The organism is Leifsonia sp. McL0627, from assembly GCF_058244615.1.
In genome coordinates this window covers 46,059-72,017 of sequence record NZ_JBZCGM010000005.1, presented here as the reverse complement: position 1 = coordinate 72,017, position 25,959 = coordinate 46,059, and the positions used below count along the sequence as shown (strand labels likewise).

At 67.9% G+C, this 25,959-nt stretch carries 22 protein-coding genes, 2 pseudogenes and 1 riboswitch; of the genes and pseudogenes, 19 read left to right on the top strand and 5 right to left on the bottom strand.

The annotated features are described in order from the left end of the window. The first annotated feature begins 71 nt into the window (after nucleotides 1-71). The 11 genes and pseudogenes from AC37TH_RS15700 to AC37TH_RS15650 all read left to right on the top strand — a co-directional run bounded on the left by AC37TH_RS15700 (nucleotide 72) and on the right by AC37TH_RS15650 (nucleotide 9,549). Nucleotides 72-1,346 (top strand): alpha/beta hydrolase, encoded by a 1,275-nt coding sequence (locus AC37TH_RS15700; RefSeq protein ID WP_490765284.1) that lies wholly within the window; start codon nucleotides 72-74, stop codon nucleotides 1,344-1,346. A 156-nt stretch (nucleotides 1,347-1,502) separates the two neighbouring features. Further along, complete coding sequence (gene sdhC, locus AC37TH_RS15695) at nucleotides 1,503-1,895, top strand: succinate dehydrogenase, cytochrome b556 subunit (protein WP_490765349.1); 393 nt, start codon at nucleotides 1,503-1,505, stop codon at nucleotides 1,893-1,895. A gap of 2 nt (nucleotides 1,896-1,897) precedes the next feature. Further along, nucleotides 1,898-2,341 carry a succinate dehydrogenase hydrophobic membrane anchor subunit gene (locus AC37TH_RS15690; protein ID WP_490765283.1) on the top strand — a complete coding sequence of 148 codons (444 nt, stop codon included), beginning with the start codon at nucleotides 1,898-1,900 and terminating at the stop codon, nucleotides 2,339-2,341. A 122-nt stretch (nucleotides 2,342-2,463) separates the two neighbouring features. Next, nucleotides 2,464-3,551: pseudogene (locus AC37TH_RS15685) on the top strand (FAD-binding protein); the annotation flags it as partial. A 24-nt stretch (nucleotides 3,552-3,575) separates the two neighbouring features. Beyond that, on the top strand, nucleotides 3,576-4,175 hold the full coding sequence (locus AC37TH_RS15680) for a hypothetical protein (protein ID WP_490765348.1): 600 nt from the start codon (nucleotides 3,576-3,578) through the stop codon (nucleotides 4,173-4,175). Beyond that, nucleotides 4,175-4,937 (top strand): annotated as a pseudogene (locus AC37TH_RS15675) (succinate dehydrogenase iron-sulfur subunit). The gene AC37TH_RS15680 and the pseudogene AC37TH_RS15675 overlap by 1 nt, the downstream one beginning before the upstream one ends. A 109-nt stretch (nucleotides 4,938-5,046) precedes the next feature. Continuing rightward, the gene (locus AC37TH_RS15670) at nucleotides 5,047-6,285 is read left to right on the top strand and encodes a YihY/virulence factor BrkB family protein (RefSeq protein ID WP_490765282.1); all 1,239 of its coding nucleotides are present in this window, start codon (nucleotides 5,047-5,049) and stop codon (nucleotides 6,283-6,285) included. A 9-nt stretch (nucleotides 6,286-6,294) separates the two neighbouring features. Further along, nucleotides 6,295-7,131, top strand: coding sequence for an exodeoxyribonuclease III (locus AC37TH_RS15665; protein ID WP_490765281.1), 837 nt, complete (start codon nucleotides 6,295-6,297; stop codon nucleotides 7,129-7,131). 37 nt (nucleotides 7,132-7,168) lie between these two features. Beyond that, nucleotides 7,169-8,179 (top strand): tryptophan--tRNA ligase, encoded by a 1,011-nt coding sequence (gene trpS, locus AC37TH_RS15660; protein ID WP_490765280.1) that lies wholly within the window; start codon nucleotides 7,169-7,171, stop codon nucleotides 8,177-8,179. A 9-nt stretch (nucleotides 8,180-8,188) separates the two neighbouring features. Next, on the top strand, nucleotides 8,189-8,806 hold the full coding sequence (locus AC37TH_RS15655; RefSeq protein ID WP_490765279.1) for a GNAT family N-acetyltransferase: 618 nt from the start codon (nucleotides 8,189-8,191) through the stop codon (nucleotides 8,804-8,806). After that, the gene (locus AC37TH_RS15650) at nucleotides 8,803-9,549 is read left to right on the top strand and encodes an HAD family hydrolase (RefSeq protein WP_490765278.1); all 747 of its coding nucleotides are present in this window, start codon (nucleotides 8,803-8,805) and stop codon (nucleotides 9,547-9,549) included. Before AC37TH_RS15655 ends, AC37TH_RS15650 begins: the two co-directional genes overlap by 4 nt. 66 nt (nucleotides 9,550-9,615) lie before the next feature. Here AC37TH_RS15650 and glpK read toward each other — a convergent pair whose 3' ends face one another. The 3 genes from glpK to AC37TH_RS15635 form a co-directional block, all read right to left on the bottom strand. Continuing rightward, nucleotides 9,616-11,136 carry a glycerol kinase GlpK gene (glpK, locus tag AC37TH_RS15645; protein ID WP_490765277.1) on the bottom strand — a complete coding sequence of 507 codons (1,521 nt, stop codon included), beginning with the start codon at nucleotides 11,134-11,136 and terminating at the stop codon, nucleotides 9,616-9,618. Between the two features lie 71 nt (nucleotides 11,137-11,207). Beyond that, nucleotides 11,208-11,936: an MIP/aquaporin family protein gene (locus AC37TH_RS15640; protein ID WP_490765347.1), complete on the bottom strand. Its 729-nt coding sequence runs from the start codon at nucleotides 11,934-11,936 to the stop codon at nucleotides 11,208-11,210. A 179-nt stretch (nucleotides 11,937-12,115) separates the two neighbouring features. Next, the gene (locus tag AC37TH_RS15635; RefSeq protein WP_490765276.1) at nucleotides 12,116-13,858 is read right to left on the bottom strand and encodes a glycerol-3-phosphate dehydrogenase/oxidase; all 1,743 of its coding nucleotides are present in this window, start codon (nucleotides 13,856-13,858) and stop codon (nucleotides 12,116-12,118) included. 126 nt (nucleotides 13,859-13,984) lie between these two features. Between AC37TH_RS15635 and AC37TH_RS15630 the strand changes: the two genes are divergently transcribed. From AC37TH_RS15630 to ribH, 6 genes are all read left to right on the top strand, one after another. Further along, nucleotides 13,985-14,962: a sugar-binding transcriptional regulator gene (locus AC37TH_RS15630; RefSeq protein ID WP_490765275.1), complete on the top strand. Its 978-nt coding sequence runs from the start codon at nucleotides 13,985-13,987 to the stop codon at nucleotides 14,960-14,962. Nucleotides 14,963-14,966: 4 nt separating this feature from the next. Further along, nucleotides 14,967-15,818 carry an SDR family oxidoreductase gene (locus AC37TH_RS15625; protein ID WP_490765274.1) on the top strand — a complete coding sequence of 284 codons (852 nt, stop codon included), beginning with the start codon at nucleotides 14,967-14,969 and terminating at the stop codon, nucleotides 15,816-15,818. Nucleotides 15,819-15,870: 52 nt separating this feature from the next. Beyond that, nucleotides 15,871-16,028, top strand: a riboswitch (FMN riboswitch). Between the two features lie 90 nt (nucleotides 16,029-16,118). Next, complete coding sequence (ribD, locus tag AC37TH_RS15620; RefSeq protein ID WP_490765273.1) at nucleotides 16,119-17,141, top strand: bifunctional diaminohydroxyphosphoribosylaminopyrimidine deaminase/5-amino-6-(5-phosphoribosylamino)uracil reductase RibD; 1,023 nt, start codon at nucleotides 16,119-16,121, stop codon at nucleotides 17,139-17,141. 2 nt (nucleotides 17,142-17,143) lie between these two features. Beyond that, the gene (locus AC37TH_RS15615) at nucleotides 17,144-17,824 is read left to right on the top strand and encodes a riboflavin synthase (protein ID WP_490765272.1); all 681 of its coding nucleotides are present in this window, start codon (nucleotides 17,144-17,146) and stop codon (nucleotides 17,822-17,824) included. Further along, entirely contained in the window at nucleotides 17,821-19,089 is a 1,269-nt protein-coding gene (gene ribA / locus AC37TH_RS15610) for a GTP cyclohydrolase II (protein ID WP_490765271.1), read from the top strand. Before AC37TH_RS15615 ends, ribA begins: the two co-directional genes overlap by 4 nt. Next, nucleotides 19,086-19,562, top strand: coding sequence for a 6,7-dimethyl-8-ribityllumazine synthase (ribH, locus tag AC37TH_RS15605; RefSeq protein ID WP_490765270.1), 477 nt, complete (start codon nucleotides 19,086-19,088; stop codon nucleotides 19,560-19,562). Before ribA ends, ribH begins: the two co-directional genes overlap by 4 nt. Nucleotides 19,563-19,603: 41 nt before the next feature. On the opposite strand, the gene AC37TH_RS15600 is transcribed toward ribH, so the two are convergent. Further along, complete coding sequence (locus tag AC37TH_RS15600; RefSeq protein ID WP_490765269.1) at nucleotides 19,604-20,098, bottom strand: DUF2269 family protein; 495 nt, start codon at nucleotides 20,096-20,098, stop codon at nucleotides 19,604-19,606. 193 nt (nucleotides 20,099-20,291) lie between these two features. Between AC37TH_RS15600 and AC37TH_RS15595 the strand changes: the two genes are divergently transcribed. Further along, a complete protein-coding gene (locus AC37TH_RS15595) occupies nucleotides 20,292-21,674 on the top strand; it encodes an MFS transporter (RefSeq protein WP_490765268.1) in 1,383 nt (460 codons plus the stop codon). Between the two features lie 223 nt (nucleotides 21,675-21,897). Continuing rightward, nucleotides 21,898-23,895: an ABC transporter ATP-binding protein gene (locus tag AC37TH_RS15590; RefSeq protein ID WP_490765267.1), complete on the top strand. Its 1,998-nt coding sequence runs from the start codon at nucleotides 21,898-21,900 to the stop codon at nucleotides 23,893-23,895. Nucleotides 23,896-24,019: 124 nt separating this feature from the next. Here the strand turns inward: AC37TH_RS15590 and AC37TH_RS15585 are convergent, their stop codons facing one another. Continuing rightward, complete coding sequence (locus AC37TH_RS15585; protein ID WP_490765266.1) at nucleotides 24,020-25,855, bottom strand: phosphoenolpyruvate carboxykinase (GTP); 1,836 nt, start codon at nucleotides 25,853-25,855, stop codon at nucleotides 24,020-24,022. Nucleotides 25,856-25,959: the final 104 nt, after the last annotated feature.

Below are 25,959 nucleotides of genomic sequence, written 5' to 3'. Positions count from 1 at the left end.
CGGCACCGGTCGTCACCCGAAGATCCCGGCCGGTCGCCAGGGGGTGGATTCCGGTGTTCGACGCTGTGCTGATGGCCGATGTCATCGAGGGGCCGGTCATCGTCGCGGTGCTAGCCGTCGCTGCGGCCGCGCTGATCTTCCTGGTGCTGCGGCGGCCGACGCGCCGCTGGCTGGTGACCGGTCTGGCCGCCGTGGTCGCCGGGCTCCTGCTCTCCGTCGCGCTCTGGCTCGTCACCGTGCGCTGGCTCGACCTGTTCGGCACGTCGCTCGGGATGGTGAACTATCTCTGGATCACTGCGACGTGCTGCGCCGTCGCCCTCGCGGTGGTCAACCTGTGGCGCTCCCCGGTGTGGCGCAAGATCGTGGCCGTCGCGTGCATCCCGGTGTTCATCGCCGCAGGCACGCTGGGGGTGAACGCGACGTTCGGCATCAACAGGACGCTCGGGAACCTCCTCTCGATCTCCACCGACAAGCCGATCCGGCTGACGCCCCCGACTGCGGTGACCGGCTACGACACGCAGCTCTGGAAGCACTGGAAGCCTCCGGCCGACCTGCCGGAGCGCGGGCGGACGGGAAGCCAGGTCATCCCGAACGACGAGTCCGGGTTCGGCTCCCGTCCTGCCGGGATCTACCTTCCTCCCGCCGCGCTCGTGAAGAACCCTCCTCCACTGCCCCTCGTGGTGCTGCTGATGGGGCAGCCTGGCAACCCTGACCCATACGAGGCGGCGGCCGCGCTCGACCCGATCGCCGCGAAGCACGGCGGCCTCGCACCGATCGTGATCGTCGCCGACCAGCTCGGCGACCCTCTCACAGACCCGCTCTGCCTCGACACGAAGCAGTACGGCAAGGCACAGACCTTCCTCACCCACGATGTGGTCGAGTGGGCGAAGAAGCACCTCAACGTCACCACCGACCACCGGTTCTGGACGATCGCCGGATACTCCAACGGCGGCCAGTGCGCGCTGTCCATCGCGGTCAAGCGGCCGGACCTCTTCTCCAACCTGATCGACATCTCCGGTGAGGAGTTCCCCGGCTCCGATCACGCGAACGCCGTCCTGCACGACGTGTTCGGCGGAGACGCTGACGCGTACGACGCGCAGAAGCCGCTCCGCATCATGCACGGCAGAGACTTCCGGCACACCACGGCCGTGTTCACCGTCGGCTCCGACGACGCGATGTACCGGCCCGTCGCCCTCCGGGTGGCCGCCGCGGCACGCGAGGTCGGGATGAACGTGGACTATCACGAGGTCGTCAACGGCGGCCATGTGCAGAAGGCGCTCACCGGCGGCCTCATCGAGGGCTTCCGGGTCCTGTATCCCGTGCTCGGACTGGCCGCTCCGTCCTAGCCCGCTGGGCATGCATTTGTCTCGACGTCGAGATACTTAGGCCCGCCTAAGCAGCATCGGGATGGCAGGCGGCATAGACTGGTACGGCGCTTCAGCGCGTCAGCAAGCGATCACAACCAGGGAGGGTTGTTCGTGCCAGACCAAGCGGCAGGAACCCTGCAACCGACCAAACACAGGCCGGGCGGGACACTGTACCGGGGCCGAGAGGGAATGTGGTCGTGGGTGCTGCACCGCATCACCGGCGTCGCCATCTTCTTCTTCCTTCTCGTGCACATCCTCGACACCTCGCTCATCCGGGTCAGCCCGGAGGCGTACAACGCGGTGATCGGGACGTACAAGAACCCCATCATGGGACTCGGTGAGATCGCCCTCGTCGGCGCCATCATGTTCCACGCCTTCAACGGCATCCGGATCATCCTCATCGACTTCTGGAGCAAGGGCGTCAAGTACCAGAAGCTCATGTTCTGGATCGTCATCGTCATCTGGGTCGTGCTCATGGCGGGCTTCGTGCCGGTGCAGCTCATCCACATCTTCGGAGAGGCCGGCTGATCATGACGACCATCGAAGCTCCCCGCACCCCGTCCCGCCCAGCCCGCAAGGGCGTCAACTGGGAGAAGTGGGGCTGGATCTACATGCGGGCCTCCGGCCTGGTGCTGATCATCCTCATATTCGGCCACCTCTTCGTGAACCTCGTGATGGGCGCCGGCGTCAAGCAGATCGACTTCGCCTTCATCGGCGGCAAGTACGCGACGCCGTTCTGGCAGGTCTGGGATCTCCTGATGCTCTGGCTCGCACTCATCCACGGCGGCAACGGGATGCGCACCCTGGTCAACGACTACTCGTACAACCGGGTGGTCAACCGCATCCTGAAGGGCGCGATCCTCGCCGCCGTCGTGGTGCTCGTCGTCCTCGGCACGCTCGTGATCTTCACCTTCGAACCCTGTCCTGCAGGCGCACCGGCCGATCTTCTGCCGTCGTTCTGCCCGGTCAAGTAATCACCTAGTAGCCAACGACTACGGAAAACGCTGTGACAACTGAAACCTCTGAATCGACCGTCATCGACGGCGTCCACTACCACGAGTTCGACATCGTCATCGTCGGCGCAGGCGGCGCCGGGATGCGCGCTGCGATCGAAGCCGGGCCGCACGCCAGGACCGCGGTGATCTCCAAGCTCTACCCGACCCGCTCCCACACGGGAGCAGCGCAGGGCGGCATGGCCGCAGCGCTGGCGAACGTCGAGGAAGACAACTGGGAGTGGCACACCTTCGACACCGTCAAGGGCGGCGACTACCTCGTCGACCAGGATGCGGCGGAGATCCTCGCCAAGGAGGCCATCGACGCGGTCATCGACCTCGAGAACATGGGCCTGCCGTTCAACCGCACGCCTGAGGGCAAGATCGACCAGCGCCGCTTCGGCGGTCACACCCGCGACCACGGCAAGGCGCCCGTTCGCCGTGCCTGCTACGCGGCCGACCGCACCGGCCACATGATCCTGCAGACGCTGTTCCAGAACTGCGTCAGGCTCGGCATCAACTTCTTCAACGAGTTCTACGTGCTCGACGTGATCATGAACGAGGTCGACGGCGTCGACCAGCCGGCCGGCGTCGTCGCGTATGAACTGGCCACCGGCGAGCTGCACGTCTTCCACTCGAAGGCGATCATCTTCGCCACCGGCGGCTTCGGCAAGATCTACAAGACCACCTCCAACGCCCACACCCTCACCGGTGACGGCGTCGGCATCATCTGGCGCAAGAAGCTGCCGCTGGAAGACATGGAGTTCTTCCAGTTCCACCCGACCGGGCTCGCCGGTCTCGGCATCCTCCTCACCGAGGGCGCCCGCGGTGAGGGCGCGATCCTCCGCAACGCCAGCGGTGAGCGTTTCATGGAGCGGTACGCCCCCACGATCAAAGACCTCGCGCCGCGCGACATCGTCGCCCGCTGCATGGTCCAGGAGGTCGCGGAAGGGCGCGGCGCCGGCCCGCACAAGGACTACGTGCTGCTCGACTGCACCCACCTGGGCGCCGAGGTCCTCGAGCCAAGCTCCCGGACATCACGGAGTTCGCCCGTACATACCTCGGCGTCGACCCCGTCGTCGAGCCGGTGCCCGTCATGCCGACAGCGCACTACGCGATGGGCGGCATCCCGACCAACACGGCCGCCGAGGTGCTGCGCGACAACACCACCGTCGTCCCCGGCCTATACGCGGCCGGCGAGTGCGCCTGCGTCTCCGTGCACGGCTCCAACCGCCTCGGCACCAACTCGCTGCTCGACATCAACGTGTTCGGCAAGCGCGCCGGCAACAACGCGGTCGAGTACGTCAAGACCGCCACCGCCGTCCCGCTGCCGGAAGACCCGGCCAAAGCCGTCCGCGACCTGATCGACGGGCTCCGCAACGGAACCGGCACCGAGCGCATCGCAGCCATCCGCAAAGAACTGCAAGACGAGATGGACAAGAACGCCCAGGTGTTCCGCACCGACGAGTCGCTCGCCAAGGTCACCCAGACCATCCACGGGCTGCGCGACCGCTACCGCAACATCGTCGTGCAAGACAAGGGCAAGCGCTTCAACACAGACCTGCTCGAAGCGGTCGAGCTGGGCTTCCTGCTCGACCTCGCCGAGGTCGTCGTCTTCTCGGCCCGCAACCGTCAGGAGAGCCGTGGCGGCCACATGCGCGACGACTTCCCCAAGCGCGACGACGAGAACTACATGAAGCACACCATGGCGTACCTGTCGGGCGACCCGCACTCGTCCGACGCCGCCGACCACATTCGACTCGACTGGAAGCCGGTCGTCGTGACCAACTACCAGCCGATGGAGAGGAAGTACTGATGTCGAACGCCGTGCTCGAGACTCCGCCGGCCCCCGAGGCGCCGATCCAGTCGTTCACCGTCACGCTCATCATCCGCCGGTTCGACCCGGACGTGGACACCGAGCCGCGCTGGCAGGACTTCGACGTCGAGATGTTCCCGACCGACCGCATCCTGGATGCGCTGCACAAGATCAAGTGGGAGCAGGACGGCTCGCTGACCTTCCGCCGCTCCTGCGCACACGGCATCTGCGGTTCGGACGCCATGCGCATCAACGGCCGCAACCGCCTCGCCTGCAAGACGCTGATCAAAGACCTCGACATCTCGAAGCCGATCTACGTCGAGGCGATCAAGGGCCTGCCGCTCGAAGAAAGACCTCATCGTCGACATGGAGCCGTTCTTCGCCTCCTACCGCGAGGTGCAGCCCTTCCTGGTCGCGAACAGCACGCCTCCGAAAGACAAGGAGCGCATCCAGTCGGTCGCCGACCGCGCCCGCTTCGACGACACCACCAAGTGCATCCTGTGCGCGGCGTGCACCTCGTCGTGCCCGGTGTTCTGGACCGACGGCCAGTACTTCGGCCCGGCCGCGATCGTCAACGCGCACCGCTTCATCTTCGACTCCCGCGACGACAACTCGCAGGTGCGCCTCGACATCCTGAACGACAAAGAGGGTGTGTGGCGCTGCCGCACCACCTTCAACTGCACCGACGCGTGCCCCCGCGGCATCCAGGTGACGCAGGCCATCGCCGAGGTCAAGCAGGCCATCATGCGGGGCAAGCGCTAGGAGCTCGCCCCGCCACATCGAGTGGTCCCGAATCGCCGTGTGCGCTCCAGCACGCACGGCAATTCGGGACCGCTCATTTAACGCGGACCCGCCTCGATAAGCTGGCGTCGTGGCCAAGAAGTCGAGATCGGATGTCGCACCCGTGCGGCCGGATCCGGCGCTGCAGCGCGCGGAGGGGACGATCGAGCCGGAGTCCGACTCTTTCAAAGACCGGATCACCGAGGCGACGGAACCGCTGCGCGAACGGCTGGAGAAGCCGGTAGCGCGGGTCACCATCTGGGCCAAGTGGGTCAAGGCACTGCGGCCGTACCGGGTGTACATGAACTTCTCGTACAGCGACGGGAATCTGCGCGCGGCCGGCATGGGATATCAGTCGTTGTTCGCCGTGTTCGCCGCGATCTGGGTGGCGTTCTCGGTCGCCGGCATCTGGCTCACGGGCAATCAGGATGTGCTGGACGCGCTGACCACACTGATCAACCGCGCAATCCCCGGCCTGATCGCCACGGAGACGCAGCCCGGCGCCATCCAGCTGTCGCAGCTTGAAAGTGCGACCTCGTTCGGCTGGACGGGCATCGTCGCCGCGATCGGCCTGATCTGGACCGCGATCGGCTGGCTGTACTACACCAGGCAGGCCGTCCGGGCGGTGTTCGGGCTGACCAGAGACACCACCAACTACGTGCTGCAGAAGGTCAGGGACCTCGGCCTCGCCCTGCTGTTCGGCGTCGTGCTGCTGATCTCTGCTGTGCTCACCATCATCAGCACCGAGGCGCTCACCTTCGTGCTCGACCTGATCGGGCTCTCCGACACGTTCTGGACGAACGTGGTGGCCCGTATCTCCGGGCTGTTCGTCTCCGTCCTCCTGAACATCGTCACCCTCGGCGCAATGTTCCGCGTGCTCGCGCGCGTGGCCGTCCCGTGGCGCAACCTCTTCTTCGGCACCCTGCTCGGAAGCCTGACGCTCGCCGGGCTGAGCACCCTCGCCGGCGTCTTCCTCGGCGGGGCGACGAGCAACCCGCTGCTCGCGACCTTCGCGGTGTTCATCGGTCTGCTGCTCTGGTTCAACTTCGTGTCGCGCGTGATGCTGCTCTCCGCATCCTGGATCGCGGTCGGCATGTTCGACAGAGGCCTGTCGCCGCGCATGATCACGCCGGAGCAGGCGGCGGCCGAGAAGGCAGCCGCCGAGCACAGCGCCCGCGTCGTGGTCGCCAAGGCTGAGCTGGAACACGCGAAGCAGACGCTCGCCTCGGCCCGCTGGCTCGGCCGCCTGCGGGCGCAGTGGGCGGTCGAACGCGCGCAGAACGAGCTCAACGACGTGCTCGACGAGGGCACCGTCGGTCGTCCCCGGTAGGCTTGATCCATGCCTTCGAAGCCCGTGCGTATCGCCACGATCAACACCAACGGCATCCGCGCCGCCTTCCGCAAGGGCATGGGAGCGTGGCTCGACACGCGCGACGTCGACATCCTCGCCATTCAGGAGGTGCGCGCGTCCACGGAGGACATCCAGGCGCTCCTCGGCGACGAGTGGGACATCCTGCACGACCCGGCAACGGCCAAAGGCAGGGCGGGCGTCGCCATCGCGAGCAGGCACCGTGCCTCGATCCATCGGGTCGAGCTCGGCGCGGAGGACTTCGACAGCGCCGGCCGCTGGCTGGAGGCCGACTACGAGGTGGGCGGCACGGTCATCACCGTGGTGAGCACCTACGTGCACTCCGGCGAGGCCGACTCCCCCAAGCAGGTCGAGAAGTACAAATTCCTGGATGCGATGGAGGCTCGCCTTCCCGAGCTGCAGAAGCACAGCGAGTACGCCGTCGTTCTCGGCGACCTGAACGTCGGGCACCGCAGCCTCGACATCCGCAATTGGAAGGGCAACGTCAAGCGCGCAGGCTTCCTGCCGGACGAGCGGGCATACTTCGACCGCTTCGTCGGCGCCGAGGGCGACGACGACTACAACGCCGGCGGAGGTCTCGGCTGGGTCGACGTCGGGCGCAAGTGGGCCGGTGAGGTCGACGGCCCGTACACCTGGTGGTCGTGGCGCGGACAAGCGTTCGACAACGACACCGGATGGCGCATCGACTACCAGCTGGCCAGCCCCGCTCTGGCGGCAACGGTGAAGCACTACGCCGTCGACCGGGCGGAAGCATACGACGAGCGATGGTCGGATCACACGCCTGTGGTCGTCGACTACGCCCTCTGATCCGCTTCTCACCCCTCCGACTTTCAAGGACACCCTCATGACGTCACTCCCCCGCCTCTATTCGGGCATGCAACCGTCCGCCGACTCGCTGCAGCTCGGCAACTACATCGGCGCTCTGCTGCAGTGGAAAGAGCTGCAGACCACGCACGACGCGTTCTTCTCCGTCGTCGACATGCACGCGATCACGGTCGCGCAGGAGCCGGCCGAGCTGCGCGAGAAGACGCGCAGGACCGCGGCGCAGTACATCGCGGCGGGCATCGACCCGTCCGCCTCCACCCTCTATGTGCAGTCGCACGTCCCCGCGCACGCGGAGCTCGCCTGGGTGCTGAACACCATCACCGGGTTCGGCGAGGCGTCGCGGATGACCCAGTTCAAAGACAAGTCGGCCAAACAGGGGGCCGAGGCGACGTCGGTCGGCCTGTTCGCGTATCCGGTGCTGATGGCCGCCGACATCCTGCTCTATGGTGCGGAGGTGGTGCCGGTCGGCGACGACCAGCGCCAGCACGTCGAGCTCACCCGCGATCTCGCCGAGCGCTTCAACAGCCGCTTCGGCGACACGTTCGTGGTGCCGCAGGCGATGATCCTGAAGGAGAGCGCCCGCATCTACGACCTGCAGACCCCCACCGCCAAAATGTCCAAGTCGGCGGAGTCGCAGGCCGGGGTGGTGTGGCTGCTCGACGAGCCCAAGGTCACCCAGAAGAAGATCATACGGGCTGTGACGGACACCGACGGCGTCGTGTCGTTCGACAGGGAGGGCAAGCCGGGCATCTCCAACCTGCTGTCCATCTACTCGTCCCTGTCCGGCCGCAGCGTCGAATCGATCGAGGTGGAGTACGACGGCAAGGGATACGGCGACTTCAAGAAGGGGCTGGCCGAGGTCGTCGTCGAGACGTTCTCGCCGATCCGCGAGCGCGCTCTCGAACTGCTCGCCGACCCGGCGGAACTCGACCGCATCCTGGCCAGGAACGCCGCCCGCGCCGAGGAGGTCGCCGAGGCCACCCTCGCGACCGTGTACGACCGCATCGGCTTCCTGCGCCGCGTGCGCTGAGCGTCCGGCATGACCACCGCATCCACGCGTGAGCCCGTCATCCTGACGGGCGCCCGCGTCGTGCTGTCTGTGCCCGGCGTCGCAGACATCGACCGGGTGGCGGAGTTGTGCACCGACCCGTCCATCGCGCGCTGGACGACCGTGCCCTCCCCGTATTCACGGGACAACGCCGAGGGGTTCGTCCTCGATGTCGTCCCGGCGGCGTGGCTGAGCGGAAGCTCCTGCACGTGGGCCATCCGCGAGGAACTCGACGGCCGGCTGATCGGAATGATCGGTCTCGACGGCATCCGTGACGGCGAGGCGGAGCTCGGCTTCTGGCTGGCACCGGAGGCGCGGGGCCGCGGGTTGATGTCGGCCGCTGTCGCGCTGGTGGTCGACCACGCTTTCGCTCCGGCGCCCCGTGGTCTCGAGATCGAGCGTCTCGTGTGGCGAGCGTTCGTCGGCAACGCCGCCAGCGCCTCCGTCGCCCGTCGCGCCGGATTCCGGTTCGAGGGCACCCGGCGGGCGGGAGGCTCCCAGCGCGGTGTCCGGCTCGACGACTGGCAGGCCGCATTGCTGCGCGACGACCCGCGTGAGCAGGCGGGCGACTGGCCGGACACCACGTACGTGCAGGCGGGCGACGAGTGAGAACGCCGGCTGTCACGCCCTCCGTCGTCCTGTTCGACCTCGACGACACGCTGTTCGCCCATCGGGCGGCTGTGGCGGCGGGCATCCAGAAGCACGTCGCAACGCTCGGCGCTCCGTACGGCGGCCTCGACGCCGACACGACCGTTTCGTACTGGCACGACCTGGAGGAGACGCACTATCACTCCTATCTCGCCGGCCGTCTCGACTTCGAGGGCCAGCGCCAGGCACGCGCCCGCGACTTCGCCGCCCGCCACGGGGTCTCCCTCGACGATGCGGCGGCGAGCGTGTGGTTCGCGACGTACTTCGAGCGCTACGTGGAGTCCTGGGCGCTGCACGACGACGCGCTGCCCTGCCTGGATGCGCTGAGCGCGCGCATCCCCGGGGTGCGGTTCGGGCTGATCACGAACGGCGACCTCGCCTTCCAGACCCGCAAGGTGACCACGGTGGCGCTCGACGAGCGTGTCGAGCACGTCATCGCCTCCGGTGAGCTCGGCGTCGTGAAGCCCGACCCGGCGATCTTCCTGCACGCGTGCGACGTCTTCGGGGTCTCCCCCGGCGATGCGGCATACGTCGGCGACCGTCTGCGCACGGACGCGATCGGGGCGGCGCAGGCCGGCCTGACCGGCGTCTGGCTCGACCGCACGGGCGAGACGCCCGACCCGGCCGACGCCGCCGACGCAGCAGCCTCCGGCGTGCTCCGCATCGCGTCGCTCGCCGAGCTGCCCGCTCTGCTGGCGCCCTGACCGCCCGCCGCACACGCGCGAGCGCCGCACGCCCCGGAGGGCGTACGGCGCTCGTGTGATGCGGGATCAGGCGTTCTGCACGTCTTCGTCGACCCAGTCGAAGGTCTTCGTGACGGCCTTCTTCCAGAGGCGGAGCTGGCGGTCGCGTTCGCCGGCCTCCATCTTCGGCTCCCAGCGGCTGTCCTCCTGCCAGTTCTTGCGCAGGTCGTCCAGGTTCTCCCAGAAGCCCACCGCGAGACCGGCTGCGTACGCGGCGCCCAGAGCGGTCGTCTCCGCGACGACCGGACGGATGACCGGGACGCCGAGGATGTCGGCCTGGAACTGCATCAGCGTGTTGTTGGCGATCATGCCGCCGTCCACCTTGAGCTCGGTAAGGTCGACACCGGAGTCGGCGTTGACCGCATCCAGCACCTCGCGGGTCTGGAAGGCCGTGGCCTCCAGGGCCGCGCGGGCGATGTGTCCCTTGTTCACGTACCGGGTGAGGCCGACGAGCGCACCGCGTGCGTCCGACCGCCAGTACGGCGCGAACAGGCCGGAGAACGCTGGCACGAAGTACGCGCCACCGTTGTCCTCGACCGTCTTGGCGAGCTCTTCGATCTCCGGGGCGCTCGAGATGAGGCCCAGGTTGTCGCGGAGCCACTGCACCAGCGAACCGGTGACGGCGATGGAACCCTCGAGGGCGTAGTGCGGTTTGGCGTCGCCGAGCTTGTAGCCCAGCGTCGTCAGCAGACCGTTCTTCGAATGGACGATCTCCTCACCCGTGTTGAAGATGAGGAAGTTGCCCGTGCCGTAGGTGTTCTTGGACTCGCCAGGATCGAACGCTGCCTGGCCGAACGTCGCGGCCTGCTGGTCGCCCAGGATGCCGGCGACCGGCACCTCGCGGAGCAGGCTGGACGCCTCGACGGCGCCGTAGACCTCGGAGGAGCTCTTGATCTCGGGGAGCATCGACTTCGGAACGCCGAACACCTCGAGGATGTCGTCGCGCCAGGTCAGCGTCTCCAGGTCCATGAACAGGGTGCGGGAGGCGTTGGTCACGTCGGTGGCGTGGACGCCGCCGTCCGGGCCGCCGGTCAGGTTCCAGAGAACCCAGGAGTCCGTGGTGCCGAAGATCAGGTCGCCTGCCTCAGCGCGCTCACGGGCGCCTTCGACGTTCTCCAGGATCCAGACGATCTTGGTGCCGGAGAAGTAGGTCGCCAGCGGAAGGCCGACGATCTGCTTGAAGCGCTCGACGCCCCCATCGGCGGCCAGACGGTCGACGATCGGCTGCGTGCGGGTGTCCTGCCAGACGATGGCGTTGTAGACGGGCTCGCCGGTGTTCTTGTCCCAGACCACCGCGGTCTCGCGCTGGTTGGTGATACCGACGGCGGCGATGTCGTGGCGGGTGAGGTCTGCCTTGGAGAGGGCCTGACCGATGACCTCACGCGTGTTGTTCCAGATCTCGACGGGGTTGTGCTCCACCCAGCCGGCCTTCGGGAAGATCTGCTCGTGCTCCAGCTGACCGGACGAGACGATCGATCCGGACTTGTCGAAGATGATCGCGCGGGTACTGGTCGTACCCTGATCGATGGCGACAACGTACTCGGCCATAGGTAACTCCTTTGTTTGGGGGGGGGTGGGACTGATGCGGGCCGGTCCGAGAACGGACCGGCCCGCAGGCACTACTTGAGGATGGGGAGCAGGACGAGGGCCAGCCAGCCGGCGAGCAGACCGCCGATGATCGGGCCGACGACAGGCACCCAGGCGTACGACCAGTCGCTCGACCCCTTGCCCTTGATCGGGAGCACGGCGTGGATGATGCGCGGGCCGAGGTCACGGGCTGGGTTGATGGCGTACCCCGTCGGGCCACCGAGGCTGGCGCCGATGGCGATAACCAGGAGGGCGACAGGCAGAGCACCGAGAGCGGCGAGACCGGCTGCAGTCCCCGGCTGGTGGCCGAACGCGATCACCACGAACACCAGCACGAAGGTGCCGATGATCTCGGTGACGAGGTTCCACGCGTAGCTGCGGATGGCAGGGCCGGTCGAGAAGACGCCGAGCTTGTTGGCAGGCTCAGGCTCCTCGTCGAAGTGCTTCTTGTACGCCAGCCAAGTGAAGACGGCACCGATCATGGCGCCGACCAACTGGGCCAGGATGTACAAGGTCACGGATCCGAAGTTGACCGGAACCAGCGTGTGCGCCGCTGCCGAGCCGAACGCCTTGGCGCCGTTGGCGACAAGGCCGAGCGTCACTGCGGGGTTCAGATGGGCGCCGGAGTTGTACGCGACGACAACACCGGAGAAGACCGCGAGGCCCCAGCCGATGTTCACCATCAGGAACCCGCCGTTGAAGCCCTTGTTCTTGATGAGTGCGACGTTCGCCACAACGCCGGTACCGAGGAGGACGAGCATTGCCGTGCCCACCATCTCCGACAGGAAATCTACACCGATATTGTCCACGTTGACCTTCCAGTTGTTCAGTTGACCCGCACCCTGTTGTGCGATGTGGTGTGGTTCTTGTCAGGGTGGGCAATTGAACGCTATTAGCGCCTGCTCACCGAGACAAGAACTGTGCTATGCACGTTCGTGCATCATCGGAGCGCCGCGGCTTCGCTGCCGTCCTCCGATTCGAGGTGCACCCGGTGGGCGTCTGCGAGTTCCGCTATGAATGCATCTTCCTCCTCAGACCGCCGATTTGGCGACCATCCGAGCGCGTTCGCCGTGATTTCGCCGATCTCCCGCACCAGCGCGCCGCTGATCCCGCCGACGAACGCGATGCTCGTGCGGCGCAGGATCACATCCGAGAGATGCACGACGTGTTCAGTGCGCACCAGGTAGTCGATCTCGGCGCGCGAGTATTCGCTCGAGCTGGCGAGGCGCGTGTCGTCGTCGTCGCTGCCGGCGATGGCGTCGATCACGAAGGTCGCCTTGGTGCCGTAGCGGTGCAACAGCTGGGATGCGCGCTCTGTCCCGACGTCGGCGCCGTAGCGGGCGACCCAGTCGCGCTCCGCGGTGGGGGTGGCCGGGAAGCCGACGCCGCCGCCGATGGCGAGACCGGCGGTGGAGACCGTGCGGGTGACGCCCAGCGCATCCAGTGTCTCGGTGGCGAGGTGCTCGCTGAGCGCGCGGAACGTGGTCCACTTGCCGCCGACCAGGCTCAGGATCTTGGTGCTGCCGAGGCCGTCGATCGTACCGGGGACGATGCGGTAGTCCCGGGACACGAAGCCGGGGGCGGTGTCGTCGTGGTGCGGCAGCGGACGCACGCCGGAGAAGCTGTAGACGATCTGCGACCGGGTGACGGGGATGGTTGGGAAAACGTGCGAGACCAGTTCGATGAAGTAGTCGATCTCGTCTTCCGTGCACACCGCGCGCTCGGACATGTCGGCCTCGAGGTCGGTGGTGCCGACCATCACGCGCCCCTTGAGCGGGTAGATGAGGACGATGCGTCCGTCGTTGTTCTCGAAGAACATCTCGCGGCCCTTGCAGGCCTGGAGCAGCTCGTCGTTGTCGAGGACGATGTGCGAGCCCTTCGTGCCGCCCATGAACTCGGTGCTGCGGCCGAGGGCCGCGTTGGTGAGGTCGGTCCACGGTCCCGAGGCGTTGACGACCACGTCGGCGACGATCGGGAACTCCTCCCCCGTCTCCCTGTCGCGGACGAGCACTCCCCCGTCGCGCACGCCGATCGCCTCGACGTAGTTCGCGGCGCGGGCGTGCGGGCCGGCGGCGAGACCGTCGGCGAGCACATCCAGAGCCAGTCGCTCTGGGTCGTGGACGCTGGCGTCGAAGTAGGTGGCCGTGTACTTGATGCCGGGGTTCAGCTCAGGCTGGGTCTGCAGGGACTTCTTCTTACCATTGAACTGGTGGCGCGGAACGCTGCCGCCGTCGCGGGAGAAGGAGTCGTAGATCGTCAGTCCGGTCTTGATGAGGAACGCGCCGCGCTCCTTCGGCTTGCCCTGCTTGTGGGTGAGGAACCGCAGCGGTGCGGCCAGGATGCCCGAGAAAGTCGAGAAGATCGGGATGGTGGTCTGCAGCGGCTTGACGTAGTGCGGCGCGATCTTCAGCAGGCCGTTGCGCTCGGTGACCGACTCCTTGACGAGACGGAACTCGCCGTTCTCCAGGTAGCGGACGCCGCCGTGGATCATGTGGCTCGACGCGGCGGAGGCTCCGGAGACGAAGTCGTTGCGCTCGACCAGCACCACGTCGACGCCCTGCAGGGCCAGGTCGCGGAAGGTGCCGATGCCGTTGATGCCGCCGCCGATGACGAGGACCTTGGCGTTGGGCCGCTCGCGCAAGCGTTCGACCTCTGCGCGGGTTGCGTTCGACTTCGTTGCCACGACTACTCCTGATGTTTTGTGCTTGGTGCGGACTTCTGCCAGCTATAGTTTTCGATGCCCGGACACTTTGTTCAAGCTGGGTGCACATACGTGCAGCCGTAGCTCGACGAGAGAAGACCACACCCGATGCCCACCCAAGAAACCGAGAACCTGCCGGAGAAGACGCGCGACGCTCTCAAGGCAGGACACCTGTATTACATGCAGGACCTGACGATGGAAGCCATCGCCCACGAGATGCACACCTCGCGGTCCAGCGTCTCCCGCCTGCTCAGCTACGCGCGCGCCTCCGGACTGGTCACCATCCAGATCGCGACGCCGCACGAGGGTGCCACGCGCATCCAGCAGGACATCCACGACCGGTACGGCATCGCAGCACACATCGTGCCGATGCCGAGCGCCATCAGCGACGTGGACAGGCTGGAGCGCGTCGGCATCTCCGCTGCACGAATTCTCGACAGGTTCATCGACTCCAATCAGACCGTCGGGATCGCCTGGGGCTCCACGATGAGCGCGCTCAGCAGGCACCTCATCCCGAAGGACCTGCACAACCTCGAGTTCGTGCAGCTCAACGGTGCGGGCAACACGTACACGACCGGCGTGCTGTACGCGTCCGAGATCCTGCGCCGGTTCGGCGACACGTTCTCCGGCACCATCCAGGAGTTCCCCGTCCCCGCGCTGTTCGACGACCCGCAGACCAAGACGGCGATGTGGCGCGAACGCAGCACCCGGCGCATCCTGGACATCCAGGAGCGGATGGACGTGGCGATCTTCGGACTCGGCTCCCCCTTCTCCGAGGTGCGCTCGCACGTCTACGCCGGCGGGTACCTCGATCAGGCCGACTACGCGTCGCTCGACGACTCCGGCGTGGTCGGCGACGTCGCCACCGTGTTCTTCCGCGAAGACGGCAGTCACCACGGCATCCCGCTCAACGAGCGCGCTAGCGGACCGGACATCGACTTGATCAAGCGCGTGCCGCGTCGGGTCTGCGTCGTCTCGGGCCCGTCGAAGGTGCACAGCCTCCGCGGCGCCCTCGCCGCCGAGCTGATCACCGACCTGATCGTGGACGAGGGTACTGCGCGCGCACTGGTGTCACTGCGAGACTGAGCGCATGACAGCATCCGTTCTCCTCATCACCGGAACCTCGACGGGGATCGGCCGCGTCGCCGCGATCGCCGCCGCCCGCGCAGGGCACACCGTGGTCGCCACGATGCGCGACCTCGCCAAACGAGGGCCCCTCGACGACGCAGCACGGGATGCGGGCGTCGCCCTGGACGTGCACGCGCTGGATGTGACGGACCCCGCCTCCATCGAGGCCTGCTTCGCGCACATCCGGTCGGCGCACGGACGACTGGATGCGCTGCTCAACAACGCGGGCTCCGGTCATGTCGGCACGATCGAGGACGAGACCGTGCAGGACGTGCGTGACGTCATGGAGGTCAACTTCTTCGGCGTCGTCGCCGTCAGCAAGGCCGCGCTGCCGCTGCTGCGCGAGAGCGGCGGCAGGCTGCTGACCGTCTCCAGCGTCGGCGGCGTGGTCGGCCAGCCGTTCAACGAGGCGTACTGCGCCGCGAAGTTCGCGGTCGAAGGCTTTCTCGAATCGCTCACGCCGGTCGCCGCAGCGCTCGGCGTGCGGGTGACGGTCATCGAGCCCGGCGCCGTGACGACCGAGTTCGTCGCGAACGTCGGCGCTGACAGCTCCGCCTCCGCGGAGGACTCGCCGTACCGCCCGCTGTTCGATGCGTACCTGGCGCGCACCGCCGCTGCGTTCGATCCGGCCAACGCGCAGACCCCGGAGGGCGTGGCCGACGTGATCGTCGGGCTGCTCGCCGACGAGCATCCCGCCGCCAGGGTGCAGACGTCGGAGGCTGCCAGGCGGTTCGCCGCCGTCAAGCTCGCCGACCTCGACGGCTCGACCGTGCAGCACGTCACCTCTGGATGGATCTCGGCCCAGACGCCGTAACAAACAGGCGGGAATAGTCTGCGCACAGGGGCGTTGACTAGACTCAGAACACAAACGTGCTCCGGGGTCGGTGAAAGTCCGAACCGGCGGTGACAGTCCGCGAGCGGGGCTGCGTGAGAGCGCAGCACTGTTGAGCCGGTGAAACTCCGGCACCGACGGTAATGGGGTCAGGCAACTGACAACTCAGTCCGGATGGGAGGCAGCACGGGTGGCGGTCGCCTGCGACCGTCGGCCACGCGACCCCGGCACACGTCTCGCTTCGAGAGACAGGACCGATCTGGGATGACGTGGGACGCGGCGATGAGAACCGCCATCGAGCTCGCTCACAACGGGCCGGCAACGGGTGTGAACCCGCGGGTCGGCTGCGTGATCCTCTCCGCCGACGGCTCGACCATCGCGGAAGGCTGGCACCGCGGCGTCGGCACCCCGCACGCCGAAGTGGATGCGCTCTCCAAGCTCGGAGAGGGAGAGGCCCGCGGCGCGACCGCGGTCGTGACCCTCGAACCGTGCAACCACTGGGGCCACACCGGCCCGTGCTCCGAGGCCCTGATCGACGCGGGCGTCGCTCGCGTCGTCTACGCGGTCAGCGACCCAGGCCACGCCTCCGGCGGCGGCGCAGAGCGGCTCCGCTCCGCCGGCGTCGAGGTGCACGGCGGCGTCCTCGCGGACGAAGTCGGCGCCTTCTTGGACGACTGGCTCACCGCCGCACGCCTCGGCCGCCCGCACATCACCGTCAAGTGGGCGAGCAGCCTCGACGGCCGAGCGGCCGCCGACGACGGCACCAGCACCTGGATCACCGGAGCCGCCGCCCGGCAGCGCGTGCACGAGCAGCGCGAAGCCTCTGACGCGATCGTGGTCGGCACCGGCACCGTGCTCGCCGACGACCCCAGCCTCACCGCCCGCGGAGACGCGGGAGAGCTGATGCGTACGCAGCCGACGCCCGTCGTCGTCGGGATCCGCGCGGTCCCCAAAGACGCGGCGGTGTTCCGCCACCCCCACCCGGTGATCTTCGAGGGAACGCACGACGTGCACGAGGTCGTCGCCGACCTCTACCAGCGCGGCTTCCGCCGGGTCTACGTCGAGGGAGGCCCGACGCTCGCGAGCGCGTTCGTCGAAGCCGGACTCGTCGACCGATTCGCGATCTACCTCGCGCCGACGCTCCTCGGCGGCAGCAAGCTCGCACTGGGCGACATCGGGGTCGCGACCATCGGCGAGCAACGGCTGCTGCGCATCCAGTCGGTGGAACGCCTCGGGGCAGACCTGCTGATCCTCGCCATTCCCGAAACGCCACAGGGCGAACAGCCCCAGAAAGAAGGCAACTGAGCATGTTCACCGGAATCATCGAAGAGCTCGGCGAGATCGTCGCCGTCGACCTCACCGACGACGCCGCCCGTATCACCGTGCGCGGCCCGCTCGCGGTCAGCGACGCGAAACACGGCGACTCGATCTCGGTCAGCGGCGTCTGCCTCACGGTCATCGACCAGGACGCGGAGACGTTCACGGCCGATGTGATGGCCGAGACCCTCGCGATGAGCACGCTCGACGGCGTCCAGCCCGGCCGCACGGTGAACCTGGAGCGGGCGGCGCAGGTGGGCGACCGCCTCGGCGGGCACATCGTGCAGGGCCACATCGACGGCACCGCCCGCGTACTCGCCGTCACCGACGGCAGCGCCTGGCGCGTCGTGCGCCTCAGCCTCGACCCTGAGCACGCCCCGCTGGTCGCCCGCAAGGGCTCGATCGCCATCGACGGCGTCTCCCTCACGGTGAGCGATGTCGGAGGAAGCATCGACGACGGCTGGTTCGAGGTCTCGCTCATCCCCGAGACGCTCACTGCCACCACGCTCGGCGCCCGCGTCGTCGGCGACCTCGTCAACATCGAGACAGACATCCTGGCCAGGCACGTCGAACGGATGCTCGGCCTCGGCTACGCGGGACGCGAGACCGTCCTCCCGTCCTCCATCGCAGAACCACTCATCGCAGCAGAATCCGAACGGAGCGCATCATGAGCCTCGCCACCATCCCCCAGGCTCTCAGCGAGCTCCGCGCCGGTCGTCCGGTGATCGTCGCGGACAACGAGAGCCGCGAGAACGAGGGCGACGTGATCCTCGCCGCCGAGCTGGCCAGCCAGGAGTGGATCGCCTGGACAGTCAAGAACTCGTCCGGCTTCATCTGCGCGCCGATGACCAACGAGATCGCCGACCGGCTCGACCTGCCGGTGATGGTCGCGAACAACGAGGACTCGCGCGGCACCAACTACACGGTCAGCGTGGATGCGGCGGACCGGCTCAGCACCGGCATCAGCGCCGCCGACCGCGCCCACACGCTGCGGGTGCTCGCCGACCTCGACTCCGTGCCCTCTAGCCTGCACCGGCCGGGGCACATCCTGCCGTTGCGTGCGGTAGACGGCGGAGTGCGGGAGCGCGACGGGCACACGGAGGCGGCCGTCGACCTGCTGAAGCTGGCCGGCCTCACCCCCGTCGGCGCCATCGCGGAGATCGTCGCCGACGACGGAGAGATGATGCGTCTCCCCGGGCTGATCGAGCTGGGCGACCGCGAAGGCGTGCTCGTCATCACGATCGAGGCGCTGATCGCCTACCTGCAGGAGTTCCATTGCGACCAGCAGCTGGAGACGGTGACGCCCATCCCAGAGACGTCGCGCGTGATCTTCGAGGTGGAGACCACCGTGCCGACCACCCACGGGTCGTTCCAACTGCGCGCATACCGCGACAGGATGACGGGCGCCGACCACGTGGCGATCGTGTCCGGCCGGGTGGAGGCACAGAGCACCCTGGTGCGCGTGCACTCGGAGTGCCTGACCGGCGAGGCTTTCGGCTCGCTCAAGTGCGAGTGCGGTCCCCAGCTGGACGCGGCGCTCGACACGATCCAGCGCGAGGGCGGCGTCGTCGTCTACCTGCGCGGGCACGAGGGCCGCGGCATCGGACTCATCAACAAGCTCCGGGCGTACAAGCTGCAGGAGGAGGGCCTCGACACTCTGGATGCGAACCTCGCCCTCGGCCTGCCGATCGACGCCCGCGACTACGGGGCGGCCTCGGCCATCCTGCAGGATCTCGGCATCGAGTCGGTGCGCCTGCTGACCAACAACCCGGAGAAGGTGCGCCAGCTCGAAGAGCACGGCATCGGGGTGGAGGAGCGCGTGCCGCTCGTCGTCGGCGTCGGAACTTTCAACGAGGGCTACCTCGAAACCAAGCGTGACCGCATGGGTCACCTCTTCACCCCTGCTGAGCAGACAGCGGAAAGGACAGCACGATGAGCGGAGCGGGAGCCCCGAACGCCGAGGAGACCGTCGACGGAAGCGGCCTGAACGTCGTGATCGTGGCGGGGACCTGGCACGACCAGATCACCGACGGCCTGATCGCGGGCGCGCAGCGCACCCTGGAGGCGTCCGGAGCCCGCTTCTCGCTGGTGCGCGTGCCCGGCAGCTTCGAGCTTCCCGTCGTCAGCAAGGTCGCGCTCGACTCCGGCGCGGACGCGGTGGTCGCCCTCGGCGTCATCATCCGCGGTGGAACACCTCACTTCGAGTACGTGTCGTCGGCTGCGACCGACGGGCTCACCCGGGTCGCCATCGACACAGGCAAGCCGGTCGGCTTCGGCGTGCTGACGCTCGACGACGAGGCGCAGGGCATCGACAGGGCCGGGCTGCCCGGCTCGCGCGAGGACAAGGGTGCAGAGGCGGCGCACGCCGCGCTCAGCACCGCGGTGACCCTGCGGGCGCTGCGGGGCTGACAGCCCCGCAGCCGGCAGGCGGATGGCGGATGGTCTGGAAGTTACGGCTTCCAGACCATCAGCACGACCACGAGCACCAGCAGCAGGGAGGCGACTCCCGAGCCGGCCGCGATGGCCGGGTAGCCGCGCGACGACAGGTCGGCGGCCTCGCCGGCCGGGGTCTGACCAGCGGCGACGGTGGCCGGTGCGCCGGAGGCGCTGCGCACTTCGAGCGCCTCTGCCGCCCTCTTCATCGCGGGCACGACCACGAAGAGCGTCAGGCCGAGGGCGATGACGTACGCGATGATCGACCACAGGATCCAGGGCGTCGTGACCGACATCTTGTACTTGGGGTCGGCCATGCCCATCACGCCGAACCCGAACACCACGACGAGCAGCGACAGCAGCGAGAAGAGGTTGGTCGACTTCGCCAGCGTGCTGACCTGACCGGCGTTTCCTGCGCGGACGGCGCGCATCGCGGTCATCGGCAGAATGGCCATCGGGCCGACGATGAAGACGGCCGACACGACGTGCAGAACTGCGAACAGAGTATCCATGTATCCAGCGTAGCGATGGGCGACGTCTGCCCCGGATTCGGGGCTGCCCCTAGCGCCGACGTATGGTGTTAGAGCGCCACAAGCGCCAACCACACCACCTTCTTCTGCTCACGAGTCCGCGAGACGCCCGACCGACGCCCGCCTCCATCAGCATCGTCCTCTGTTCGTCCTGCACCCCGGAAGTAGCACTCCCATGTCTTCGACGGCCTCCGTCACCCCACCGACCGCACCCGTGAACACTCGCGGCCGCGTCATCCTCGCCAGCCTCATCGGCACCTCGATCGAGTTCTACGACTTCTACGTCTACGCGACCGCCGCCGTCCTGGTGTTCCCCTCCCTGTTCTTCACGAACGCCGACCCGACAACGGCGCTCCTCGCCTCGTTCGCGGTCTTCGGCGTCGCGTTCATCGCACGCCCGGTCGGCTCGATCCTGTTCGGGCATTTCGGCGACCGCATCGGCCGCAAGGGCACCCTCGTCGGCTCGCTCCTCACCATGGGCGTCGCGACTGTGCTGATCGGCTGCCTGCCGACCGCGCAGGTTCCCGGCTGGGAGTTCTGGGCGCCGTTCCTGCTCGTGGTGATGCGGTTCTGCCAGGGCCTCGGGCTCGGCGGCGAGTGGAGCGGAGCAGCGCTCCTCGCCACCGAGAACGCCCCGGCAGGCAAACGCGCGATCTACGGCACGTTCCCGCAGCTCGGTGCGCCGATCGGCTTCATCATCGCCAACCTGCTCTTCCTCGCCCTCAACCTGTCGATGAGCCCGGAGGCGTTCACCGCGTGGGGCTGGCGCGTCCCGTTCCTGCTCAGCGCCATCCTGGTCATCGTCGGACTCTACGTGCGACTCAAGCTCGTCGAGACGCCGTCGTTCCAGAAGGTCGTCGACACCGGCGAGGTCGCCAAGCTGCCGCTCGCGCGTGTGTTCAAGACCAGCTGGCGCCAGATCGTCCTCGGCACGTTCATCATGCTCGCCACCTACGTGCTGTTCTACCTGATGACCGCGTTCACCCTCACATACGGCACGACGGCCGCGAACGAGGCCAGTGCCCGCGCCGCCGCGGAGAAGGCCGGCAAGGCGTTCGACCCGAGCACGTTCGTGCCAGGGCTCGGGTACAACCGCAACGAGTTCCTGATCATGCTCATCGTCGGTGTCGTCTTCTTCGGGATCTTCACCCTCGTCGCCGGGCCGCTCGCCGAGCGCTACGGGCGCCGCAAGACGCTGATCTGGGTGACACTCGGGATCATCGTCTTCGGGCTGCTGTTCGTGCCGCTGTTCGGCGGCGGCTTCGTCGGCACGATGGCGCTGCTCATCGTCGGCTTCACGCTGATGGGGCTCACGTTCGGGCCGATGGGCGCCGAACTGCCCGAGCTGTTCCCGACCAACGTTCGATACACCGGCTCGGCGATCAGCTACAACCTGTCGAGCGTGCTCGGCGCCGCCGTCGCTCCCACGATCGCCGTGTGGCTCTGGACGGTGGCGAACGGCTCGACCCTCTGGGTCGGCATCTACCTGTCCGCCGCCGGTGTGATCACCCTCATCGCGCTGCTGCTGAGCAAAGAGACGAAAGACGTCGACTTCTAGCGCGGCACGACTCGTGTGAAAAGTGCGGTCCGGCCATCCCGGACCGCACTTTTTGCACGAGTGGCGCTCGTTGCCAGGGCAATTCGGGACCACTGGATGCGCTGGGCGGGGTGAACACGCAGCCCGCAGGAAGTACGGTCGAAGTAGCATTCCTGGGGCCGCGCCTCCCGAAGACGCGCGCGATGCACCCGACCCCGAACGAACACGACGAACGAAGACGGCCATGACCACCGAACAGACCAGCCAACCGCGCCGACGCTTCGGCCGAAGGGGCGCCGAAGCCGACGACGGCCCTCGCGCGAAGTTCAGCCAGCTCCTGCCATACCTGTTCGAGCACAAGGCCGTGCTCAGCGTCGTGATCGTGCTCAGCATCCTGGGTGCCGCGGCGAGCCTCGCCCAGCCGCTGCTGGTCAGCCAGGTGATCAACGTCGTCGGCAAGCAGGAGCCGCTCGGCGGGCTGGTCTGGCTGCTGGTGATCCTCGTCGTCGTCTCCGCGCTCATCTCCGGCTACCAGCACTACCTGCTGCAGCGCACGGGCGAAGGCGTCGTGCTCTCCTCCCGCCGCCGCCTGGTGGCCAGGATGCTCAACCTCCCGATCAGCGAGTTCGACACACGCCGGACAGGCGACCTGGTCTCCCGCGTCGGCTCGGACACCACCCTGCTGCGCGCGGTGCTCACCCAGGGCCTCGTCGAGGCCATCGGCGGCGCGCTCACGTTCGTCGGTGCGCTGATCGCCATGCTCATCATCGACCCCGTGCTGCTCGGGCTGACCGTGCTGGTGATCGCGGTGTCGATCATCGTCGTCACGCTGCTGTCGGGGCGCATCCGGGTCGCCAGCCAGCGGGCGCAGACCAAGGTCGGCGACCTGGCCGCCTCCGTCGAGCGGGCCATCAGCTCCGTGCGCACCATCCGCGCCGCCAACGCGACCGAACGCGAGATCGCGGCCATCGACGCCGACGCGACCGGCGCGTGGAAGATGGGCATCCAGGTCGCGAAGATCTCGGCGCTCGTCGTGCCCGTCGCGGGGATCGCGATGCAGGTGTCGTTCCTGGTCGTGCTCGGCGTCGGCGGATTCCGCGTGGCGAGCGGCGCGATCACGGTGGCGAACCTGGTGGCGTTCATCCTGTTCCTGTTCATGATGATCCTGCCGCTCGGCCAGGCGTTCGGCGCCATCACGGCCGTCAACTCCGCGCTCGGTGCGCTGGGGCGCATCCAGGAGATCATCGACCTGCCGACCGAAGACCAGCACGACCGCGAGATCGCGCCCCTCGGCATGACCATCGGCGCCGCCAACGAAGGCCTCGCACCGGATGCGCCGGCGATCGAGTTCGCGGGTGTGCACTTCTCCTACCCTGACTCGTCGGTGAAGGAGGAGCCGACGCCCGGCTCGTCGGCCGTGGGGGACGCCTCCACGGAGGGGGCAGCCAGCATGGAGCGGCTCGCGTTCGAGGCGATGGGCGGAACCGACATCGTCGCCGAGGCGGAGGTCGCTGCCGGCCGCGGAGACGGCGACGGTGATGCCGCAGGCAAGCACCGGATGTCCGGGGTGCTGCACGGCGTGAGCTTCTCGGCGCCGCGCGGCAAGCGCACGGCGCTCGTCGGGCCGTCCGGCGCAGGCAAGTCGACCATCCTGGCCCTGATCGAGCGCTTCTACGACCCGACGGACGGCGAGGTGCGCTTCGGCGGCCTCGACGTCCGCACTCTCGACCGCACCGCCCTGCGCGGCCAGATCGGTTACGTGGAGCAGGACGCGCCCGTGCTCGCCGGCTCGCTGCGCGACAACCTCAAGCTGGCAGCACCGGATGCGACGGACGCCGCCTGCATCGAGGTCCTGCACGCCGTCAACCTCACCGAGGTACTCGAGCGCGACGACAAGGGCCTGGATGCGCCGGTCGGCGAAGACGGCATCATGCTCTCCGGCGGCGAGCGTCAGCGCCTCGCCATCGGTCGCGCGCTGCTCGCAGCCCCTCCCGTGCTGCTGCTCGACGAGTCCACGTCGAGCCTCGACGGCCGCAACGAACAACTCATGCGCGAGGCCATCGACGCGGTGGCGGAGGACCGGACGCTCATCGTCATCGCCCACCGCCTCTCGACGGTCGTCGACTCCGACCAGATCGTCGTCCTCGATCACGGCCGCGTCCTCAACACGGGCACCCACTCCGAGCTCGTCCAGTCCACGCCGCTCTACCGCGACCTGGCCAAGCACCAGCTCCTCGTCTGAAAATCATCGAGTCCGGACTTATGCACGCGACACGCCGGGGAGCGGTGTGCACAAGTCCGGACTCGATTTTGTACCCGCGGTCAGGCGCGGGGGTCCGGGGGCTGGAGCGGGCTGAGAGGCCCGGTCAGTCGCGCAGGTGGTAGCGGAGCGAAGCGAGCTCGGCGCGCAGCGCGGGAGGAACGCGGTCTCCGAAACGGGAGAAGAACTCCTCCGTGAGGTCGCACTCGGCCAGCCAGGAGTCCCTGTCGACGTCGAACAGCGCATCCACGTCGGCGTCGGGGATGTCGAGGCCGTCGAGGTCGAGCTCTGCCGTGATCGGGAGGCGCCCGATCGGAGCGTCGACCGCTCCGGCGCTGCCATCCACGCGGCGCACGATCCACTCGATCACGCGCGCGTTCTCGCTGAAGCCTGGCCAGAGGAACCGGCCGCCCTCGCCCTTGCGGAACCAGTTGACCTGGAAGATGGCGGGAGCGTTCGACCCCAGCTTCTCCCCCATCTTGAGCCAGTGGCCCCAGTAGTCGGCCATGTTGTATCCGCAGAACGGCAGCATCGCGAACGGGTCGCGGCGCAGCTCGCCGACGGTGCCCTCGGCCGCGGCCGTCTTCTCGGACGAGATGGTCGCACCGAGGAAGACGCCGTGATTCCAGTCGCGGGACTGGGCCACCAGCGGCACGTTCGTGGCGCGGCGGCCGCCGAACAGGATCGCGTCGATCGGCACACCGTCGAACGCGTCCCAGTCGTCGGAGATCGCCGGGCACTGCGCGGCCGACACCGTGAACCGGGAGTTCGGGTGCGCGGCCGGTCGTCCGCTCTGCGGCGTCCAGTCCTCCCCGCGCCAGTCGATCAGGTGCGCCGGCGGCTCGTCGGTGAGGCCCTCCCACCACACGTCGCCGTCGTCACGCAGGGCGACGTTCGTGAAGATCGTGTTGCCCCAGAGCGTGTCGACGGCTGTGGCGTTCGTGGACGGACCCGTGCCGGGAGCGACACCGAAGAAGCCGGCCTCCGGGTTGATCGCCCGCAGGCGCCCGTCCGGTCCCTGGCGCAGCCAGGCGATGTCGTCGCCGACCGTCTCGACCGTCCAGCCCGGGATGCTCGGACGCAGCATGGCGAGGTTCGTCTTGCCGCACGCCGACGGGAACGCCGCAGCGATGTGGAACGCCTTGCCCTCCGGCGACGTGACCTTGACGATCAGCATGTGCTCGGCCAGCCAGCCCTCGTCACGCGCCATCACCGAGGCGATGCGCAGTGCGAAGCACTTCTTGGCCAGGATCGCGTTGCCGCCGTAGCCGGAGCCGTACGACCAGATCTCCCTGGTCTCCGGGAACTGCACGATGTACTTGGTCTCGTTGCACGGCCAGGCGACGTCGTCGTGGCGGGTGCCCCGCGCATCCACCAGGGGGGCGCCGACGCTGTGCACGGTGGCGACCCACGGCTGGCCGGCCTCGATGAGGGTGAGGACCGTGGAGGTGACGCGGGTCATCATCCCGAGGCTGACGGCGACGTATGCGGAGTCGGTGAGCTGAACGCCGACCTGCGAGATCGGGCCGCCGACCGGGCCCATCGAGAACGGGACGACGTACATCGTGCGGCCGCGCATACTGCCGGTGAAGACCTCGCGGAGCTCGGCGCGCATCCCCTCGGGTTCGCGCCAGTTGTTGGTGGGGCCGGCGTCGGTCTCGTCGACGGAGCAGATGAAGGTGCGGTCCTCGACCCGGGCGACGTCGCCGGGGTCGGTGCGGGCCAGGAAGCTGTTCGGGCGCCATTCCGGGTTCAGGCGGATCAGCTTGCCCTCGGCGACGAGCTGCTTGGTGAGGCGGTCGGACTCTGCGAGGGAGCCGTCGCACCAGACCACGTCGTCCGGCTGGGTGATGGCGGCGATGTCGTCGACCCAGGCACGCAGGGCGTCGAGGCCGTCACGCTGGTCGTCGAGGTCGGAGAGCGGGAGTTCGGCGAGTGTCATTCCGGAGTCCTCTCGGTTGAAAGTTTGGGTGTGAATCCAGCATCTGAGAGTTTTCGGGCTTAAACATCCGGAAAGGGCTGGAAAGAATCGCGATTCTTTCGCTA

Bases quoted from the DNA above. Each gene is read 5' to 3' on its own strand.
- AC37TH_RS15700 (WP_490765284.1), top strand. From the start codon at position 72: ATGGCCGATGTCATCGAGGGGCCGGTCATCGTCGCGGTGCTAGCCGTC.
- AC37TH_RS15690 (WP_490765283.1), top strand. From the start codon at position 1,898: ATGACGACCATCGAAGCTCCCCGCACCCCGTCCCGCCCAGCCCGCAAG.
- AC37TH_RS15665 (WP_490765281.1), top strand. From the start codon at position 6,295: ATGCCTTCGAAGCCCGTGCGTATCGCCACGATCAACACCAACGGCATC.
- trpS (WP_490765280.1), top strand. From the start codon at position 7,169: ATGACGTCACTCCCCCGCCTCTATTCGGGCATGCAACCGTCCGCCGAC.
- AC37TH_RS15655 (WP_490765279.1), top strand. From the start codon at position 8,189: ATGACCACCGCATCCACGCGTGAGCCCGTCATCCTGACGGGCGCCCGC.
- glpK (WP_490765277.1), bottom strand. From the start codon at position 11,136: ATGGCCGAGTACGTTGTCGCCATCGATCAGGGTACGACCAGTACCCGC.
- AC37TH_RS15640 (WP_490765347.1), bottom strand. From the start codon at position 11,936: ATGCTCGTCCTCCTCGGTACCGGCGTTGTGGCGAACGTCGCACTCATC.
- AC37TH_RS15630 (WP_490765275.1), top strand. From the start codon at position 13,985: ATGCCCACCCAAGAAACCGAGAACCTGCCGGAGAAGACGCGCGACGCT.
- AC37TH_RS15625 (WP_490765274.1), top strand. From the start codon at position 14,967: ATGACAGCATCCGTTCTCCTCATCACCGGAACCTCGACGGGGATCGGC.
- ribD (WP_490765273.1), top strand. From the start codon at position 16,119: ATGAGAACCGCCATCGAGCTCGCTCACAACGGGCCGGCAACGGGTGTG.
- AC37TH_RS15615 (WP_490765272.1), top strand. From the start codon at position 17,144: ATGTTCACCGGAATCATCGAAGAGCTCGGCGAGATCGTCGCCGTCGAC.
- ribA (WP_490765271.1), top strand. From the start codon at position 17,821: ATGAGCCTCGCCACCATCCCCCAGGCTCTCAGCGAGCTCCGCGCCGGT.
- ribH (WP_490765270.1), top strand. From the start codon at position 19,086: ATGAGCGGAGCGGGAGCCCCGAACGCCGAGGAGACCGTCGACGGAAGC.
- AC37TH_RS15600 (WP_490765269.1), bottom strand. From the start codon at position 20,098: ATGGATACTCTGTTCGCAGTTCTGCACGTCGTGTCGGCCGTCTTCATC.
- AC37TH_RS15595 (WP_490765268.1), top strand. From the start codon at position 20,292: ATGTCTTCGACGGCCTCCGTCACCCCACCGACCGCACCCGTGAACACT.
- AC37TH_RS15590 (WP_490765267.1), top strand. From the start codon at position 21,898: ATGACCACCGAACAGACCAGCCAACCGCGCCGACGCTTCGGCCGAAGG.
- AC37TH_RS15585 (WP_490765266.1), bottom strand. From the start codon at position 25,855: ATGACACTCGCCGAACTCCCGCTCTCCGACCTCGACGACCAGCGTGAC.